Here is a 16,784-nt window from a genome sequence, read left to right on the forward strand (position 1 = left end):
CTGACCGGGTCGCCGGAGGAAAAACGCTCGGCTGCGAAGGCCGACTCCTCCCCATCGCGTTCGGTCGCCGTCATTGGCAGCGGCTGGGCCGGTTGCAGCGCGGCTGTCGAACTGGCGCGCGCCGGCTTCAAGGTGACGTTGTTCGAGGCGGCCCGCACCTTGGGCGGACGCGCGCGCCGCGTCGAGATCGACGGCAAGCTGCTCGACAACGGCCAGCACATCCTGCTGGGCGCCTACAGCGAAACCTTGCGCCTGATGAAACTGGTCGGCGTCGATCGCGAGCAGACCCTGCTGTCGTTGCCGCTGCAAATGCGCTATCCGCCGGGCAGCGGCGGCATGGACTTTGTCGCCCCGCGCCTGCCGGCTCCGTTGCACTTGGCGATCGCGCTGCTGCGCAGCAAAGGCCTGGACCGCGCCGACAAGATGAGCCTGGCCCGGTTCTCGAGCACGGCGCGCTGGATGGGTTGGCAGCTCAACGACGATTGCACCGTCACCGAACTGCTGGCGCGCTTCGAGCAGACGCCGCGCCTGATCCAGCTGATGTGGCGCCCGCTGTGCCTGGCGGCGCTGAACACGCCGCCGGAGCGCGCCTCGGCCCGGATTTTCCTGAACGTGCTGCGCGACAGCCTCGGCGCCAAGCGCGCCGCGTCGGACATGCTGCTGCCGCGCGCCGACCTGTCGGCGCTGTTCCCGGATGCGGCCTCGGCCTTCCTGCGCGCGCATGGCGGCGCGGTGCGCACCGGCGCCAAGGTGCAGGCGATGCGCTCGATCGAGGGCCGCCTGTGGCAGGTCGATATCAGCGGCGCGGCAGTGGGCGGCACCTGGAGCACGTATTTCAACGGTGTGGTGCTGGCTACCGGCGCCGCCCAGGCCGCCGCGCTGCTGCATGCGGTGCCCGACTGCGACACCACCGAGGTTTGCGCCCGGTTGACGGCCTTCGAGTCCGAAGCGATCACCACCATTTATCTGCAATACGACGCCACCGTGCGGCTGGCGTTGCCGTTCTTCGCGCTGCTGGAAGACCCGGACAACTACCAGTGGAGTCAGTTTGTGTTCGACCGCGGCCAACTCGGTGACGGACAGGCAGGTTTGCTGGCGGTAGTCATCAGCGCCTCGGCCGACGTGGCCGCGCAGGAACAGGATTTGCTGGCCGAAGCGGTCGCCGTGCAGCTGGCGGCAGCCTTCCAGCGGCCCGAGCTGGGCCGGCCAAGCTGGTTCAAGGTGATCACGGAAAAGCGCGCCACCTACGCGAGCTCGCCTGGTTTGGTGCGTCCGCGCAACGCCAGCGGCCTGCCCGGGCTGGTTCTGGCGGGCGATTACACGGCCGGCGACTACCCGGCCACGCTGGAAATGGCGGTGCGCAGCGGCGTGGCGGCGGCGGCCCATTTAAAGGGCGTCACCTAGCCCGTCCCGTCCGGTGCGCCGTTTCTGTCGCCTGCCCCGCGTTTTGTGCAGCCTGTCACATGGCGTTGGCGTGTGGACGCCGATCTGCGTACAGTCGCACCATCGACAAAAAGGTTATTGGAACACATCATGAGTAAGCAGCAATACCTCGATGCGCTCAAGCAGGCGATGCAGGGCCTGCCGCCGGAAACGGTGGCCAAGACCCTGGCCTACTACGAGCAGCGCTTTATCGACGGCCTGGTCGCCGGCAAAAGCGAAGCCGAGGTCTACAAGGAGCTCGATGAACCGCGCAAGATCGCCATGACCTTGCTTGCGTCGGCCCATTTAAATTCTTTTGAGCAAAAAAAGACGCCGACCAACCTGGTCCGTGTGATGATCTCGTTCATCGGCCTGGCGATCTTCAACCTGTTCATGGTGATTCCGGCACTGGTGTACGCGGCCATGTTGATGGCCGTGTATGTGTCGGCCTTCGCTTTCTACATCGGCGGCGTGGCGCTGACCGCCAGCGGGCTGTCCGGCCAGAACGAGCTCTCGCTCGAAGGCCCGCTGCACCACGTCATGGCGCTGACCCACTCGCGTTTCGACACCCAGGAAGAGGAAGCCGAGGCCAAGAGCTGGCGTATCGCCATCAACGACATGGGCATTCAGGTCAGGAAGGCGCCAGACAGCGAAGACGAAGCCGGCGCCGACACCGTGCAGGGGACCAGCCGTGCCAGCCGCCTGTTCGACCGCGCCGAGGCCGTGGCCACGGGCGATGTCCACATCACCACCGATTTCGACAGCGGCGCCCGCACCACGCAGACCTTCATCGGTTTCGGCATGATTTTGGCGGGCATCGGCCTGTGCCTGATCAGCATCGTGCTGACGCGCTACACCGTGGTCGGCTTGAGGCGCTATGCGGCGATGAACATGTCGCTGCTGCGCGGACGCTAAGGAGCCTGAAATGCGTGCATTGCTAAAAATTGGAGTCGGCCTGTTGCTGCTGTCGGTCTTGCTGATCGGCGTGACGTACAGCATGCTCAAGGCATATGGGACCACCAGTCCGACCAGCGCGGCCGGCCGCACGCTGAGCGGGGAAACCCGCAAGGTCGATGCGATGGCGGTGAACGTGGTGCTGGAAGGGCCGATCGACCTGATACTGACCCAGGGGCCGACGGCGTCGATGCAGGTGCGCGGCGAGCAGCGGTCGCTGGCCAATATCGAGACCATTCAGGATGGGCGCGATCTGCATATCGGCACCAAGGGGATGCTGCTCAACCCCAAACACCGCTTGCAGGTGGAACTGGTGCTGCCGATGCTGGAGGAGCTGATGGTGCGCAGCAGCGGCGACACCAAAGTCTCCGGTTTCAGCGGCGACAAGCTGGAACTGCGGTTGCACGGTTCGGGCAATGTGAATTTTTCGGGACGCTATCGTAACCTGAGCGCCGGGGCGCACGGCAGCGGCAACCTGCACCTGAACGCCGGCAGCAGCGAGCATGTGGAACTGGAGTTGGTCGGTTCGGGCGAGATCAAGTCGTCGGGCAGCTGCAAGACGCTGGACGCGCAATTGACCGGCTCCGGCGACCTGGATGCGCGCCATCTGGCGGCGGACAAGGTGACGGTCGACTTGAAGGGTTCGGGCACCAGCCATGTCTTCGCAAAGCAATCGGCCGATCTGACCTTGCGCGGCAGCGGCGATATCCGGGTGCTGGGTAACCCGGATCAGCGTAACGTCAACCGCAGTGGTTCGGGTGATGTGAGCTGGGAGTAGGACTGCGCAGCCAGGCCAGGACATCGCGCCCAGCCGCGATTCCGCTCGCAAGGCACGCTGTCAGCAAATACCCGCCGGTCGGCGCCTCCCAGTCGATCATCTCACCGGCCACGAACACGCCCGGCGCAGCGTTGAGCATCGTGCCCTCCAGCGCATCCCAGCGCACCCCGCCCGCGCTGCTGATCGCCTCGTCGATCGGGCGTGGCCGCAGTAGCCGCACCGGCAACCGCTTGATCGCCCGCGCCAGCACATCGGCGTCGCCATATTCGTCCTTGCTCAGACATTCGCGCAACAGGCCAGCCTTCACGCCCTTGATGCCCAGGCGGCTTTGCAAATGACTGGCCAGCGATCGCGCCCCGCGCGGCCGCGCGACTTCGTCCGCCACCCGCTGCGCCGATAGATCCGGCAGCAAATCCAGGTAGATCGTCGCGCTGCCATTGGCGACTATCTGATCGCGCAAAGCCGCCGACAGCGCATAAATCAAACTGCCCTCGACGCCACCGGCGGTGACAACGAACTGGCCCTGCTTGCGGAATTCCGCGCCATCCGCGCCGGTCGAGATGATCGCGACGGTGGTCAGCGGCTCCCCCGCGAAACGCCCGCTGAAATGCTCGCTCCAGTCGACATCGAAACCGCAATTGGCAGGCGCCAGCGGCGCCACATCGACCCCGCGCGCCGCTAGCAGCGGCACCCAGGCGCCGTCCGAACCCAGTCGCGCCCAGCTGCCGCCTCCCAACGCCAGCACCACCGCGTCCGCACGCACCGGCAGTTCGCCGTCGGCCGTTTGCAGCAGCAAGGCGCCGTCGCGCCAACCCAGCCAGCGATGCCGCATATGGAACCGCACGCCGCTCTCCCGCAACCGGTGTAGCCAGGCGCGCAGCAAGGGAGCCGCCTTCATATCGGTCGGAAAAACGCGGCCCGACGTGCCGACAAACGTCTCCACGCCCAGACCGTGCACCCAATCGCGCACCGCCTGCGGACCGAAAACGTCGAGCATCGGCCGCAACGCGGCGGCGGCGCCGGCGTAGCGCGGGACGAAGTCCGCATAAGGCTCGGCGTGGGTGATGTTCATGCCGCCCCGTCCGGCCAGCAGGAACTTGCGGCCGACCGAGGCCATCGCGTCATACACGTCCACCTGGGCCCCGCCCTGCGACAGCGTTTGCGCGGCCATCAGGCCGGCGGGTCCGCCACCGATGACGGCGACGCGAAAAGGTGTCAAACTAGACTGCATGCATTCGGTCCGATACGATCGATATGAAGAACAATATTAATGGAGACAAGATGGGTGCGACTTTTTGGATTAAACGCTATTTGCTGGCCGCCGTGCCGTTGTTTGCGATACTGGCCGCCGTTGAATGGTTCAAGGGCTCGACCTCGCACAACGACTATCTGAGCGCCGCGGCCTGGGCGTTGTTGGCGGCGGCGGTGTTCACCTGGAGCGCGTGGCGCCGCTATCGCGAAGCCGAGGCACGCGCGTCCGCCGCACAAACGCCGCCCGCCCGCACTACCCGCAAATAATCCTGGCGGTGGCCCGGCCACCACTTGGCCGCCAATTTACCCGCCGGTCACCGGCGGGAAGAACGCTACTTCGGCGCCATCGGCGATGGCGCTGTCCGCCCCGCACATGATCTGGTTGCAGGCCATCCGCAAGGCCGGACTGCCCAACGCGGTGCTCCAGCCGTCGCCGCGCGCGGCCAGATGCGCGCGCAACTGTCCGACCGTCGTCACGGACGCCGGCAGTTCCAGCGTTTCCGACGCGGCGCCAACGGCCTCGCGCACGCTGGCGAAAAATTTTACGGTAACAGCCATTAGTACATTAACTCGCTAAACGGAATAAACCGGACCATGTCTCCGGCGGAGATGGTGGTGCCGGGAGGGTTGTCGATCACGCCATCGCCCCAGACGGTCGATGTCAGCACGCCGGAGCTCTGGTTGTTGAACAGTTCCAGCCCGCCGGCGCTGTTGATGCGCGCGCGCAGGAATTCGTTGCGCTTGTCGGCTTTCGGCAGGTCGAAGTCGGCGCGCATCTGGAATGCGCGCGGGGTGATCGTGCCGGACACGCCCTGCAAACGCAGGATGAACGGCCGCACAAACATCAGGAAGGTGATGAAGCTGGCCACCGGATTGCCCGGCAGGCCAAGGAAGAAGGCGTCCTTGACCTCGCCGAACGCCAGCGGCTTGCCCGGCTTGACGGCGATCAGCCACATATTCAGCTTTCCTTCCGCCTCGACCGCCGGCTTGATATGGTCTTCCTCGCCGACGGAAACGCCGCCGGAGGTGATGATCAAATCATGGGCCTGGGCGCTTTCGCGCAGCACCGAACGCGTGGCCTCGAGCGAATCGGGCACGATGCCGAAGTCGGTGATCTCGCAGCCCAGATTCTCCAGCAGCGCGCGCAAGGTGAAGCGGTTGGAATTGTAGATCGCACCCGGCGCCAGCGGCTCGCCCGGCATGGTCAGTTCGTCGCCGGTGAAGAAGACGGCCACGCGCAGCTTGCGCTTGACCGGCAATTCGGCCAGGCCCACCGAGGCGGCCAGTCCCAGCTCCTGGCTGCGCAGGCGCGCGCCCGCCGGCAGGATCACGCTGCCGTTGGTGATGTCCTCGCCGGCGCGGCGTATCCACTCGCCGGACTTGGGTACATGCTTGATGGTGACCAGGTTGCCCAGCAACTCGCATTGCTCCTGCATGACGACGGCGTCCGCGCCTTCGGGAATGTGCGCGCCGGTGAAGATGCGCGCGGCGGTCCCCGGTAGCAAAGGCTGGCCGACATGGCCGGCCGGTATCCGCTGCGACACCGTCAACACCGCGTCCCCACCGGCGCAATCGGCCGCGCGCACCGCATAGCCATCCATCTGGGTGTTGTCCATGCCCGGCACGTTCATGCCGGAGACCTGCGCGTGCGCCAGGATGCGGCCATTGGCGTCCAGGGTCGGCACCGTTTCGGTGTCGGCCACGGGACGCGCGGCTTCCAGCATCAAGGCCAACGCCTCGGCCACGGCCAGCATCGGCCTTGGTTGCGGTTTTGACGGCGGCTGCGGTGCGCTCATGTTCACAGACCGGTGTTGGCGGCGATGTAAGCCTTCATCTTCTCGACATCCGGCTGCATGACCACGAATTTCTGCGGCAGGTCTTCGATGTTCTCGAAGCCTTCCGGACGCTCGGCGTCTTCGCCCAGCGCATCGAGAATGGTCTCGTTGAACTTGGCCGCCAGCGCGGTCTCCAGCACGATCATCGTCACGCCGGGTTCCAGGTTTTCGCGCGCGACCTTGATGCCGTCGGCAGTGTGCGTGTCGATGACGATGCCGTAGTCGTCGGCGACGTCGCGGATGGTGTCGAGGCGGTCGTCATGGGTCGACTTGCCGGACTTGAAGCCGTACTTGGACACCAGCTTGAATTCGTCGCCATCGCTGCCAGGCTTGCCCGACAGGTCGAAGCCGCCCTGCGTCTCCACCTTGTGGAACAGCGCGCGGGTGCGCTCGCCGTCGCGGCCAACCAGGTCATAGATGAAGCGCTCGAAATTGGACGCCTTGGAGATGTCCATCGACGGGCTGCTGGTGTGATAGGTCTCGGCCGACTTGCGCACGCGGTACACGCCGGTGCGGAAAAATTCGTCGAGCACGTCGTTTTCGTTGGTGGCGGCGATCAGCTTGTCGATCGGAAGACCCATCATGCGGGCGATGTGGCCAGCGCAGATGTTGCCGAAGTTCCCCGACGGGACGGTGAACGAGACCTTCTGGTCGTTCGACGTGGTGGCCGACAGGTAGCCGCGGAAGTAGTACACCACCTGCGCCACGACACGCGCCCAGTTGATCGAATTGACGGTGCCGATTTTTTGTTTGGTCTTGAACGGCAGGTCGTTGGAAACCGCCTTGACCATGTCCTGGGCGTCGTCGAACACGCCTTCGATGGCGATGTTGAAGATGTTCGGGTCCTGGAGGCTGAACATCTGCGCGGTCTGGAAGGCGCTCATCTTCTGGTGCGGCGACAGCATGAAGACGCGGATGCCCTTCTTGCCGCGCATCGCGTATTCGGCGGCGCTGCCGGTGTCGCCGGAGGTCGCGCCGAAAATATTCAGTTCCGCGTTCTGCTTGGCCAGCGTGTACTCGAACAGATTACCCAGCAATTGCATCGCCATGTCCTTGAAGGCCAGGGTCGGCCCGTTCGACAGCGCCTGCAGCACCAGTTTGGTGCCGTTGTCGCCCTCTTCCAGCACCCGCAGTGGCGTGATCTGGCTGGCTTTTTCGCCTGGGCGGGCGTTGCGATAGACTTCCTTGGTGTAGGTCTTGGCGGTCAGCGCGCGCAGGTCCGCTTCCGGTATGTCGGTCGCAAACTTCTTCAGGATCTCGAAAGCCAGGTCGGCATACGACAGCTGGCGCCACGCGTCCAGCTCGGCCCCGGTCACCTGCGGATAGGCCGAAGGCAGGAACAGACCGCCGTCGGCGGCCAGGCCGCCCAGCAGAATGTCCGAAAATTGTTGGGGAGACGACGAAGCGGCCGATGCGGCGGCGCGGGTAGACACGTATTGCATAGATTAGAAAAGTCCGGTTGGGCTGACAAGGTTGACAGGCAGCTATTGGCAGAACGTTACAAAGCGAGCGGATATTATAGTGCGCCTCGCCGTTTCCGGTGCGATTGCCGTTGTTTTATGGTTATGCGCGGCCCCGGACGGGCGCGTTCGGTTGGAGCGCGCTGGTCTGTCTGTCAGTCCGGCAATATACTGAAGAGACCACTCCTGACAGCCGTTTCCATTCTCAGCCGCCGTAATCGATGATGACGAAGTCCCCCGTACCCCGCAAACCCGCCCGTTTCGCCAGCATGCTGTGGGCCTGCTTTAGCGCGCTGTTCGTTGTCACCATCGCCTTCCTGCTGTACGTGTGGACCGAAAAACGCGTCGACCAGGCCAACGAACTGCGTTATGTGTCGCGCAGCCTGGTGGCGGAGCTGCGCCAGTCGTCCGACGACATGACCCGCATGGCGCGCACCTATGTGGCCACCGGCGATCCGAAATACCGAAAATCTTATCAAGAGATTATTGATATCCGCGATGGTCGCCGTCCGCGCCCGCAGCACTATGACAATGTGTACTGGGATCTGGTGGTCGGGCAGCAGCGCCCCCGGGGCGACGGCAAACCGGTGGCGTTGATGGAACTGATCCAGAACACCTCGTTCACGCCGGCCGAGTTGTCCCTGCTGACCCGCGCCAAGGACGAATCGGACCGTCTGACGGCGATTGAAAACAAGGCGCTGGCGATGCGCGACTTCGGCGGCGACGATCCGCAGGCCGTCGCCGCCGCGCTATCCCTGCTCTACGACGACATCTATCATCATGCCAAGGCCGCGATCATGGCGCCGATCGCGCAGGTGAACGACAGCGTCGAGCAGCGCACCACGGAGGCAGTGCGTTCGGCCGCGGCCCAAGCCAACCTGGCGCGGGCCGGCTTCACGCTGGTCGCGCTCATTTTGCTGGCGCTGCTGTGGCGCGCCAAGCGCAATCTGGATTCGGCGCTTGGCTGCTCGGTCGAAAAACTACAGACGGCCATCGGTCGGCTCGGCCGGGGCGATATCAGCGAGCCGCTGCCGGTGCGGGATGGCGACAGCGACAGCGTCTGGACCTGGCTGGCCGGCATGCAGCGCAACCTGGCAAGGATCGACGGCGAGCGGGAACTGGCGCTCGAACGTTCGCAGCGCGTCGGACGGCTGTACGCTGCCCTGAGCCAGTGCAACCAGTCCATCGTGCGCAGCACCAGCGAGCAGGAACTGTTCAACGACATCTGCGGCGCGGTGGTGACCTATGGCGGCATGTCGATGGCGTGGATTGGCATGATCGATGCCGGCGCCGACGGCCAGGTGGCAACGGTGTCGCCGGTCGCCAGCGCCGGCGACGGTACCGAGTACCTGAACAATCTGGGGATCTCGCTGGACGAACAACTGCCGGAAGGACGGGGGCCGATAGCGGTCTGCTACCGCACCGGAGAGCCATACTGGTGCGAGGACTTCCTGCAAGCGCCCGAGACCGCGCCGTGGCACGCGCGCGCCGCTCGCTACGGCTGGGCGGCGCTGGCATCGCTGCCGCTACGGCGCAAAGGCCGCATCGTCGGTTTTTTCCTGGCCTACTCCACCACCACCGACGTGTTCGACGCGGAAGTGCGCGACCTGTTCGTCGAGATGGCGCTCGACATCGAGTTCGCGCTGAAAAACTTCGACCATGACCGGCAACGCGCGCTGACCGAGGCGTCGCTGCGCAAAAGCGAGCAGCATCTGCGCACCATCATCGAGACCGAACCGGAATGCATCAAGGTGGTCGACGCCCACGGCCGGCTGCTGGAGATGAACGCGGCGGGACTGAAGATCCTCGAGGCCGAGTCGCTAGAGGAACTGCAAAAACACGCGTTGACGGACCTGATCATGCCGGAGTACCGCGATGCCTTTATCGCGCTGCACCAGCGCGTGATCGGCGGCGAGAACGGCCATCTGGAATTCCGGGTGCAGGGCCTCAAAGGCGGCCAGCGCTGGCTGGAGACGCACGCCGCGCCGATGAACGGCGCCGACGGCGAACAGCGCATGCTGCTCGGTATCACGCGCGACATCACCGACCGCAAGCTGGCGGACGAGCGGATACAGTATCTGGCGCATTTCGACCCGCTCACCGGTCTGCCGAACCGCGCGCAACTGCAGGAACACACGCTGCACTCGCTGGCGCTGGCGCGCCGCAACCGCGAATCGATGGCGCTGATGATGCTCGATCTGGACCACTTCAAGGACATCAACGACTCGCTCGGCCACAGCGTCGGCGACGGCCTGCTGTGCGAACTGGCCAAACGCCTACGCCAGGGCCTGCGCGAGGAGGACATCGTGGCGCGCCTGGGCGGCGACGAATTCATTTTCGTGTTGCAGAAGGCGGAGTCCAAGGATGCCGCCGAAGTGGCGCGCAAGCTGATGGATCTGATCGCCCAGCCCTTCCGCGTCGGCACCCACGACCTGAAGGTGACGGCCTCGATCGGCATCGCCCTCTATCCGGCCGACGGCATCGACATGGAAACGCTGCTGCAACGTGCCGACGCCGCCATGTATCAGGTCAAACAAGCGGGGCGCCACGATTTCCGCTTCTTCACCGCCGCCATGCAGCAGCGCGCGGCGCGTCATCTGCAATTGGTCAACGCGCTGCGCTATGCGCTGGAACGGGACCAGATGCAGGTGGTGTATCAGCCGCAGGTGTCGCTGCCGGACCAGCGCATCATCGGCGCGGAGGCGCTGCTGCGCTGGTCGACACCGGAACTTGGCGTGGTATCGCCTGCGGAATTCATTCCTGCCGCGGAGGAAAGCGGCTTGATACTGCCGATCGGCGCGTGGGTGCTGCGCCAGGCGGTGCGCCAGGCGCGCGCCTGGCTGGATGACGGCCTGCCGCCGCTGGTCATGGCGGTCAACTTGTCCGCCACGCAGTTCCGCAATACCGATCTGCCGGAACTGATCACGCAAATACTGCAGGAGGAAGGTTTGCCGCCCGAGTATCTGGAACTGGAGCTGACCGAAGGGGTGGCGCTGAACGACCCGCAAGGCGCGATCGCCATGATGAACAACCTGCACGAGCGCGGGGTACGAATGTCGATCGACGATTTCGGCACCGGCTATTCGTCGCTCAGTCACTTGAAGAAGTTCAAGGTGTACAAACTAAAGATCGACAAGTCGTTCGTGCGCGATATCAGTACCGACGCCGAGGACAAGGCGATCGTCAGCGCCATCATCAACATGGCTCGCAGCCTGGGACTGAAGACGATCGCGGAAGGCGTGGAGACCGCCGAGCAGCTGGAGTTCCTCCAGCAGCAGGACTGCAACGAGATGCAGGGATATTATTTCAGCAAGCCAGTGCCGGAGCAGGCGTTCCGGCAGCTGATGCTGGAAGTGGTGGCGTAACTTCCCGCGTCAGCAGGCCGCGTGGTTGACGGTGATGACGTGGATCGCCAGGCCGCCCAGCGAGGTTTCCTTGTACTTGGCCTGCATGTCGGCGCCGGTCTGGCGCATCGTTTCGATCACTTCATCGAGGCTGACAAAATGGGTGCCGTCGCCCTTCAACGCCAGCGACGCCGCCGTAATCGCCTTCACCGCGCCCATGCCATTACGCTCGATGCATGGAATCTGCACCAAACCGCCGATCGGATCGCACGTCATGCCGAGATGATGCTCGATGCCGATTTCGGCCGCGTTCTCGATCTGGTTGTTCGAGCCGCCCAGCGCCGCCACCAGCCCGGCGGCCGCCATCGCGCAGGCCACGCCCACCTCGCCCTGGCAACCGATTTCCGCACCGGAGATCGACGCGTTACGCTTGCACAGCATGCCGATGGCCGCAGCCGTCAGCATGAAGTCGCGGATACCGGTGACCGGGTCGCTCGGCTTGCAGTCCTCCGCATAGTAGCGCAGCACTGCGGGGATGATGCCGGCAGCGCCGTTGGTCGGCGCCGTGACCACGCGGCCACCTGCCGCGTTTTCCTCGTTGACGGCCATCGCGTACAGACTGACCTGATGCAGCGCGTCGTGCGGTAACTGGTTCGCCTGGCTGGCGCTGGACTGCGATTGCGTCCACAAGTTGGCCGCGCGCCGCTTGACGTTCAAGCCGCCCGGCAGTTTGCCAGCCGTTTCCAGGCCATGGGTGATGCAGTCGCGCATGACCTGCCAGATCTTGTCGATGCCGGCGTTGAGTTCATCCTCGCTGCGCTTCACGCGTTCGTTCGCGCGCAGCATCTGCGGGATCGTCAGTCCGCTCGTTTCACCGTGGGCCAGCAACTGATCCATGGTGTCGAAAGGGTAAGGGATTGCTGGAGCGGGCGACGTGTCGTCGGCCGATGCGGGCATTTGCGGCGCCTCGCCCTCTTCCTTGATGAAACCACCACCGACCGAATAATAGACTTTGCTGACGGTGGTACCGTCGGCGCGGGTCAGCGTGAAGCGCATGCCGTTCGGGTGTTCGGCCAGCGACTCGGCCATGTGGAAGAACAGATTTTTGCCGCGCTTGAACGGCACCGCGTGGGTGCCCAGCAGCTTGAGTTCACCGGCCGCTTCGGCTTCGGACAACTGGGCGTCGACACGGGTCGGCACCACGTCCTGCGGCGTCTCGCCCATCAGGCCGAGGATCACCGCCTTGTCGGTCGCGTGGCCGATGCCGGTGAGCGCCAGCGAGCCATACAGCTCGGCGCTCACCGCGGTGACATCGTCGAGCGGAGCGCAATCGAGCAGAAAACGGCGGGCCGCCACCATCGGTCCCACCGTGTGGGAACTCGACGGCCCGATGCCGATCTTGAACAAATCGAATACGCTCATGTCCATCAGTTGTCTCTCTATTTATAGTGTTATCGTGCGCAGCGCGTTACGCCGCTTTATTCAGGCGGACATCGACGTTGGCCAGCATGTCGGTCACCATTTCCTCGATACCGATACGGGCCTTCCAGCCCCAATCGGCCGTCGCTGTGGCGTCGTCCAGGCTTTGCGGCCATGTGTCGGCGATGGCCTGGCGGCTATCGGGCTTGTAGGCGATCTTGAAGTCCGGCACGGCGCGCGTGATGGCGGCGGCCAGCTGTTCGGGATTGAAAGACACACCTGCAACGTTGTAAGCCGAGCGCACCTTCACCTGATCGGCCGGCGCTTCCATCAATTCGATGGTGGCGCGGATCGCATCGGGCATGTAGATCATCGGCAGCGTGGTCTGCGGGCCGAGGAAGCACTCATAGCGCTCGCCGCGCAGTGCCGAATGGAAGATGGCGATCGCGTAATCGGTGGTGCCGCCGCCCGGTGGCGATTTGTAGCTGATGATGCCAGGGTAGCGGATGCTGCGCACATCGACGCCGTACTTGATGAAGTAGTACTCGCACAAACGCTCGCCAGCCAGTTTGCTGATGCCGTAGATCGTGGTCGGGTCCATCACCGTGGTTTGCGGCGTATTCACGGCGGGCGTGTTCGGGCCGAAGGCGGCGATCGACGACGGCCAAAACACCTTCAGTGGCTTGCCGATGATGCCGCGCTCGCGCGCCACTTCCAGAATATTCAGCAACCCATCCATGTTCAGTGTCCAGGCCTTGAGCGGCGCCGCTTCGCCGGTGGCCGACAGCATCGCCGCCAATTGATAGACCTGCGTGATCCCCTGCTCCGTCACCAATGCGGACAGCGCGTCCTTGTCCAGCACATTGAGCGGCGTGTAGCGCGCCGCGTGATACAGATTGGTCGGGCTGATGTCGCTGGCGATGACGTTTTGCGCGCCGTGTTTGGCGGCCAGCGCCTCCACCAGTTCACTGCCGATTTGGCCGTTGGCGCCGATGACGAGGATGCGTTGTTGTTCCATTTTGATTCCTGACTGTTTTATTTTTTAAGCAGGCCAAGCTCGGTGCCCGCCTGTTCGAATGCTTTGAGCACGGTGTCGAGCTGTTCGCGGGTATGCGCGGCAGACAGTTGGACACGCACGCGCGCCTGGCCCATCGGGACCACCGGGTAGAAGAAGCCGCTGAGCAGAACGCCCAGCTCATACATTCGTGCCGCGAATTTCTGCGCGACGGGCGCATCGAACAACATGACAGGAACCACCGGGTGCGTACCCGGCTTGATGGTGAAGCCGATCCGCTCGATCTCTTTGCGGAAGTAGGCGGTGTTTTCGTGCAGGCGGTCGCGCAGTTCGGTCGATGTCGACAGACGCTCCAGCACCGCCAGCGAAGCGCCGGCGATCGATGGCGCCAGCGTGTTGGAGAACAGGTAGGGACGGGACTTCTGGCGCAGCATATCGATCACTTCCTTGCGCGCCGAGGTAAAGCCGCCCATGGCGCCGCCGAGGGCCTTGCCCAGCGTGCCGGTGATGATGTCTACACGGCCCATGACGTTGTGGTGCTCGTGGGTGCCGCGACCGGTCGCGCCCATGAAGCCGGAGGCGTGGCATTCGTCGATCATCACCAGCGCGCCGTATTTGTCGGCCAGGTCGCAGATCTTGTCCAGCTGGGCGATGGTGCCGTCCATCGAGAACACGCCGTCGGTGACGATGACTTTATGGCGTTTGCCGGCGGCGGCTTGCAGCTGCGCTTCCAGGTCGGCCATGTCGTTGTGGGCGTAGCGGAAGCGCGCGGCCTTGCACAGGCGGATGCCGTCGATGATGGAGGCGTGGTTCAGCGCATCGGAGATAATGGCGTCGTTCTCGTCGAACAGCGGCTCGAACACGCCGCCGTTGGCGTCGAAGGCGGCCGCGTACAGGATCGTGTCCTCGGTGCCGAGGAATTTGGAGATGGCCTGCTCCAGCTGCTTGTGCACCGTCTGGGTGCCGCAGATGAAACGCACCGACGACAGGCCGTAGCCGTATTTTTCGGTGGCGTCGATCGACGCCTTGGCCACCCACTCCTCGCCGGATAGGCCGAGGTAGTTGTTGGCGCACATATTGATCAGCGTACTGCCATCCTGCGCGACCACTTCGGACCCCTGGCGCGAAGCGAGCACGCGTTCCGGCTTGTACAGGCCCTGATCGCGCAATTGATCCAGGTTTTGCTGCAGGCCGCTGAAGAAGGTGCTTTTTGCTTGGTCGCTCATGATGGTCCTTGTATGTGGTACGATTTCAGCAGATTTTCACTGCGTTATGAGAAATCCGTTATGTCGAACTCAAATTCAATATATCGAATCTTACAGAGAACCAGTGAACTGCGCAAGACGGAAGCATGCGGTTCTGACCGCGTTTTTCCGACAGATTTACTTAGAATTTAGCCCATCCGCCGAATAAAACAATGAAAACACCTGTTTCGACGAACGCACCACCCGAGGTCGGCGCAGCGCTGCAACGCTTGCGCCTTGCGCGCGGCCTCACGCTGGAAGACCTGTCGCGCATTGCCGGGGTCTCCAAATCGATGCTGTCGCAGATCGAACGCGAGAAGGCCAATCCGACCATCGCGATCACCTGGCGGCTATCGAACGCGCTGGGGGTGCAGATCGGCGAACTGCTGGCGACGGCGGAGAAGGAAGCCGAAACCATTCGCGTGCTGGACGCCCACGAAACCCCCACCCTGCCCGGCAACCACGCCGGCTACGTGCTGCGCATCCTCGGGCCGATGGAGCTGGCAGGTAAGTATGAATGGTATGAGCTAACCTTGTCGCCCGGTGGCGAGCTGGCGTCGCAGGGACACGATCCGGGGGCGCAGGAGCATGTCACGCTGCTGCATGGATCGGTCGAGGTGGAAGTGGGGAATACCAAGAAGAAGGTGAAGCTGGGCGGCACGGCGCGCTACCCGGGCGACCAGCAGCACACGATACGCAACGTCGGCAAGACCGAGGCGAAGGCGCTGCTGGTGGTGATACACCGCTGACCCGGGCGGGCTAGCGGTGTAAGGCCGTTACCAGTTGGATTCCCGCTCCGGCGTGGAGCTGATGCGGTGAATGGCAAGATCGGCGCCCTGGAACTCGTCTTCGGGGTCGAGGCGCAGGCCCATCGTCGCCTTCAACACCCCGTAGATGGCGAAGCCGCCAGCCAACGCGATCGCCACGCCCAGCACCGTCCCGGCCAGCTGCGCGGCAAACGATACCCCGCCCATGCCGCCGAGCGCTTTCAATCCGAAGATGCCGGCCGCGATTCCGCCCCAGGCGCCGCACAGGCCATGCAACGGCCAGACGCCCAGCACATCGTCGATCTTCCACTTGTTCTGCGCCAGCGTGAACATCCACACAAAAATGGCGCCGGCGATGCCACCGGTGACCAGCGCGCCCATCGGATGCATCAGATCCGATCCCGCGCATACCGCCACCAGCCCCGCCAAAGGCCCGTTGTAAGCGAAGCCCGGATCGTTTTTACCCAGCAGCAGCGCAACCAGCGTGCCGCCGACCATCGCCATCAACGAGTTGACCGCCACCAAGCCATTCATCTTGTCGAGCGATTGCGCGCTCATGACGTTGAAGCCGAACCAGCCCACCGTCAATATCCACGCGCCCAGTGCCAGGAACGGAATCGACGATGGCGGGTGCGCGGCAATGGCACCGTTTTTCATATAGCGCCCGCGCCGCGCGCCAAGTAAGAGCACCGCCGGCAGCGCGATCCAGCCGCCCACCGCGTGCACCACCACCGAGCCGGCGAAGTCGTGGAACTCGGCGCCGAACGCCTGCAGCAGCCACTCCTGAATCCCGAAACGGCGATTCCAGACTATCCCCTCGAAGAACGGATACACAAAGCCGACCAGCAGCGCGGTGGCGATCAGTTGCGGATGGAAGCGCGCCCGCTCGGCGATGCCGCCCGAGATGATGGCCGGGATGGCCGCCGCGAACGTCAGCAGGAAGAAGAACTTGACCAGCTCATAGCCGTTTTTGGCCGCCAGCACATCGGCCGAGGAGAAGAAATTGACGCCATAGGCGATACTGTAGCCGACGAAGAAGTAGGCGATGGTCGATACCGCGAAGTCCACCAGAATCTTGACCAGCGCATTGACTTGGTTCTTCTTGCGCACGGTGCCCAGCTCGAGGAACGCGAAGCCGGCGTGCATCGCCAAAATCATGATGGCGCCTAGCAAAATGAACAATGCATCGGCGCCGTCTTTATGTAAACCCATCAAAATCACTCCCCAAAATAATGCACGCGTTGAAAACCAATACGCTTATAAGCAATATTTGTTCCAGATTGGTGCAAATTTTA

At 63.8% G+C, this 16,784-nt stretch carries 14 protein-coding genes; 6 read left to right on the forward strand and 8 right to left on the reverse strand.

Annotation, left to right across the window (positions count from 1 at the left end; genetic code table 11):
- The 3 genes from hpnE to ACZ0BA_RS09285 all read left to right on the forward strand — a co-directional run bounded on the left by hpnE (position 1) and on the right by ACZ0BA_RS09285 (position 3,154).
- The gene (gene hpnE / locus ACZ0BA_RS09275; protein WP_463454733.1) at positions 1-1,404 is read left to right on the forward strand and encodes a hydroxysqualene dehydroxylase HpnE; all 1,404 of its coding nucleotides are present in this window, start codon (positions 1-3) and stop codon (positions 1,402-1,404) included.
- Between the two features lie 129 nt (positions 1,405-1,533).
- Positions 1,534-2,337 (forward strand): DUF1700 domain-containing protein, encoded by an 804-nt coding sequence (locus ACZ0BA_RS09280; RefSeq protein WP_463450993.1) that lies wholly within the window; start codon positions 1,534-1,536, stop codon positions 2,335-2,337.
- A gap of 10 nt (positions 2,338-2,347) precedes the next feature.
- Entirely contained in the window at positions 2,348-3,154 is an 807-nt protein-coding gene (locus ACZ0BA_RS09285; RefSeq protein ID WP_463450994.1) for a head GIN domain-containing protein, read from the forward strand.
- Here ACZ0BA_RS09285 and ACZ0BA_RS09290 read toward each other — a convergent pair.
- A complete protein-coding gene (locus tag ACZ0BA_RS09290; protein WP_463450995.1) occupies positions 3,117-4,385 on the reverse strand; it encodes a TIGR03862 family flavoprotein in 1,269 nt (422 codons plus the stop codon). The two genes, ACZ0BA_RS09285 and ACZ0BA_RS09290, sit on opposite strands and share 38 nt — an antisense overlap.
- A 50-nt stretch (positions 4,386-4,435) precedes the next feature.
- Here ACZ0BA_RS09290 and ACZ0BA_RS09295 point away from each other — a divergent pair, with 50 nt between their 5' ends.
- Entirely contained in the window at positions 4,436-4,672 is a 237-nt protein-coding gene (locus tag ACZ0BA_RS09295; protein WP_463450996.1) for a hypothetical protein, read from the forward strand.
- A 36-nt stretch (positions 4,673-4,708) separates the two neighbouring features.
- Here ACZ0BA_RS09295 and moaD read toward each other — a convergent pair whose 3' ends face one another.
- The 3 genes from moaD to thrC are packed head-to-tail and all read right to left on the reverse strand — an operon-like array spanning position 4,709 to position 7,682.
- On the reverse strand, positions 4,709-4,963 hold the full coding sequence (gene moaD, locus ACZ0BA_RS09300; RefSeq protein WP_463450997.1) for a molybdopterin converting factor subunit 1: 255 nt from the start codon (positions 4,961-4,963) through the stop codon (positions 4,709-4,711).
- The gene (locus ACZ0BA_RS09305) at positions 4,963-6,201 is read right to left on the reverse strand and encodes a molybdopterin molybdotransferase MoeA (protein ID WP_463450998.1); all 1,239 of its coding nucleotides are present in this window, start codon (positions 6,199-6,201) and stop codon (positions 4,963-4,965) included. The genes moaD and ACZ0BA_RS09305 overlap by 1 nt, the downstream gene beginning before the upstream one ends.
- Positions 6,202-6,203: 2 nt before the next feature.
- Positions 6,204-7,682, reverse strand: coding sequence for a threonine synthase (thrC, locus tag ACZ0BA_RS09310; protein WP_463450999.1), 1,479 nt, complete (start codon positions 7,680-7,682; stop codon positions 6,204-6,206).
- 242 nt (positions 7,683-7,924) lie between these two features.
- On the opposite strand from thrC, the gene ACZ0BA_RS09315 reads away from it, so the two are divergent.
- Entirely contained in the window at positions 7,925-11,065 is a 3,141-nt protein-coding gene (locus tag ACZ0BA_RS09315) for a bifunctional diguanylate cyclase/phosphodiesterase (protein WP_463451000.1), read from the forward strand.
- Positions 11,066-11,074: 9 nt separating this feature from the next.
- Here ACZ0BA_RS09315 and ACZ0BA_RS09320 read toward each other — a convergent pair whose 3' ends face one another.
- Genes ACZ0BA_RS09320 through kbl form a run of 3 tightly spaced genes read right to left on the reverse strand, consistent with a single transcriptional unit; the run spans position 11,075 to position 14,704 of the window.
- On the reverse strand, positions 11,075-12,472 hold the full coding sequence (locus ACZ0BA_RS09320; RefSeq protein WP_463451001.1) for an L-serine ammonia-lyase: 1,398 nt from the start codon (positions 12,470-12,472) through the stop codon (positions 11,075-11,077).
- A gap of 40 nt (positions 12,473-12,512) precedes the next feature.
- Complete coding sequence (locus ACZ0BA_RS09325) at positions 12,513-13,481, reverse strand: NAD-dependent epimerase/dehydratase family protein (RefSeq protein WP_463451002.1); 969 nt, start codon at positions 13,479-13,481, stop codon at positions 12,513-12,515.
- Between the two features lie 17 nt (positions 13,482-13,498).
- Positions 13,499-14,704 (reverse strand): glycine C-acetyltransferase, encoded by a 1,206-nt coding sequence (gene kbl / locus ACZ0BA_RS09330; protein ID WP_463451003.1) that lies wholly within the window; start codon positions 14,702-14,704, stop codon positions 13,499-13,501.
- A gap of 191 nt (positions 14,705-14,895) precedes the next feature.
- Here kbl and ACZ0BA_RS09335 point away from each other — a divergent pair, with 191 nt between their 5' ends.
- The gene (locus ACZ0BA_RS09335; protein ID WP_363509287.1) at positions 14,896-15,471 is read left to right on the forward strand and encodes a helix-turn-helix domain-containing protein; all 576 of its coding nucleotides are present in this window, start codon (positions 14,896-14,898) and stop codon (positions 15,469-15,471) included.
- Between the two features lie 27 nt (positions 15,472-15,498).
- On the opposite strand, the gene ACZ0BA_RS09340 is transcribed toward ACZ0BA_RS09335, so the two are convergent.
- Entirely contained in the window at positions 15,499-16,701 is a 1,203-nt protein-coding gene (locus ACZ0BA_RS09340; protein ID WP_463451004.1) for an ammonium transporter, read from the reverse strand.
- Positions 16,702-16,784 lie beyond the last annotated feature (83 nt).

Source organism: Duganella sp. AC917, assembly GCF_979258245.1.

Excerpts from the sequence above, each read along its gene's own strand:
- ACZ0BA_RS09285 (WP_463450994.1), top strand. The coding sequence starts at position 2,348 with ATGCGTGCATTGCTAAAAATTGGAGTCGGCCTGTTGCTGCTGTCGGTC.
- ACZ0BA_RS09305 (WP_463450998.1), bottom strand. The coding sequence starts at position 6,201 with ATGAGCGCACCGCAGCCGCCGTCAAAACCGCAACCAAGGCCGATGCTG.
- thrC (WP_463450999.1), bottom strand. The coding sequence starts at position 7,682 with ATGCAATACGTGTCTACCCGCGCCGCCGCATCGGCCGCTTCGTCGTCT.
- ACZ0BA_RS09295 (WP_463450996.1), top strand. The coding sequence starts at position 4,436 with ATGGGTGCGACTTTTTGGATTAAACGCTATTTGCTGGCCGCCGTGCCG.
- ACZ0BA_RS09320 (WP_463451001.1), bottom strand. The coding sequence starts at position 12,472 with ATGGACATGAGCGTATTCGATTTGTTCAAGATCGGCATCGGGCCGTCG.
- ACZ0BA_RS09280 (WP_463450993.1), top strand. The coding sequence starts at position 1,534 with ATGAGTAAGCAGCAATACCTCGATGCGCTCAAGCAGGCGATGCAGGGC.
- ACZ0BA_RS09340 (WP_463451004.1), bottom strand. The coding sequence starts at position 16,701 with ATGGGTTTACATAAAGACGGCGCCGATGCATTGTTCATTTTGCTAGGC.
- ACZ0BA_RS09325 (WP_463451002.1), bottom strand. The coding sequence starts at position 13,481 with ATGGAACAACAACGCATCCTCGTCATCGGCGCCAACGGCCAAATCGGC.
- ACZ0BA_RS09315 (WP_463451000.1), top strand. The coding sequence starts at position 7,925 with ATGACGAAGTCCCCCGTACCCCGCAAACCCGCCCGTTTCGCCAGCATG.
- ACZ0BA_RS09335 (WP_363509287.1), top strand. The coding sequence starts at position 14,896 with ATGAAAACACCTGTTTCGACGAACGCACCACCCGAGGTCGGCGCAGCG.
- ACZ0BA_RS09290 (WP_463450995.1), bottom strand. The coding sequence starts at position 4,385 with ATGCAGTCTAGTTTGACACCTTTTCGCGTCGCCGTCATCGGTGGCGGA.
- moaD (WP_463450997.1), bottom strand. The coding sequence starts at position 4,963 with ATGGCTGTTACCGTAAAATTTTTCGCCAGCGTGCGCGAGGCCGTTGGC.
- kbl (WP_463451003.1), bottom strand. The coding sequence starts at position 14,704 with ATGAGCGACCAAGCAAAAAGCACCTTCTTCAGCGGCCTGCAGCAAAAC.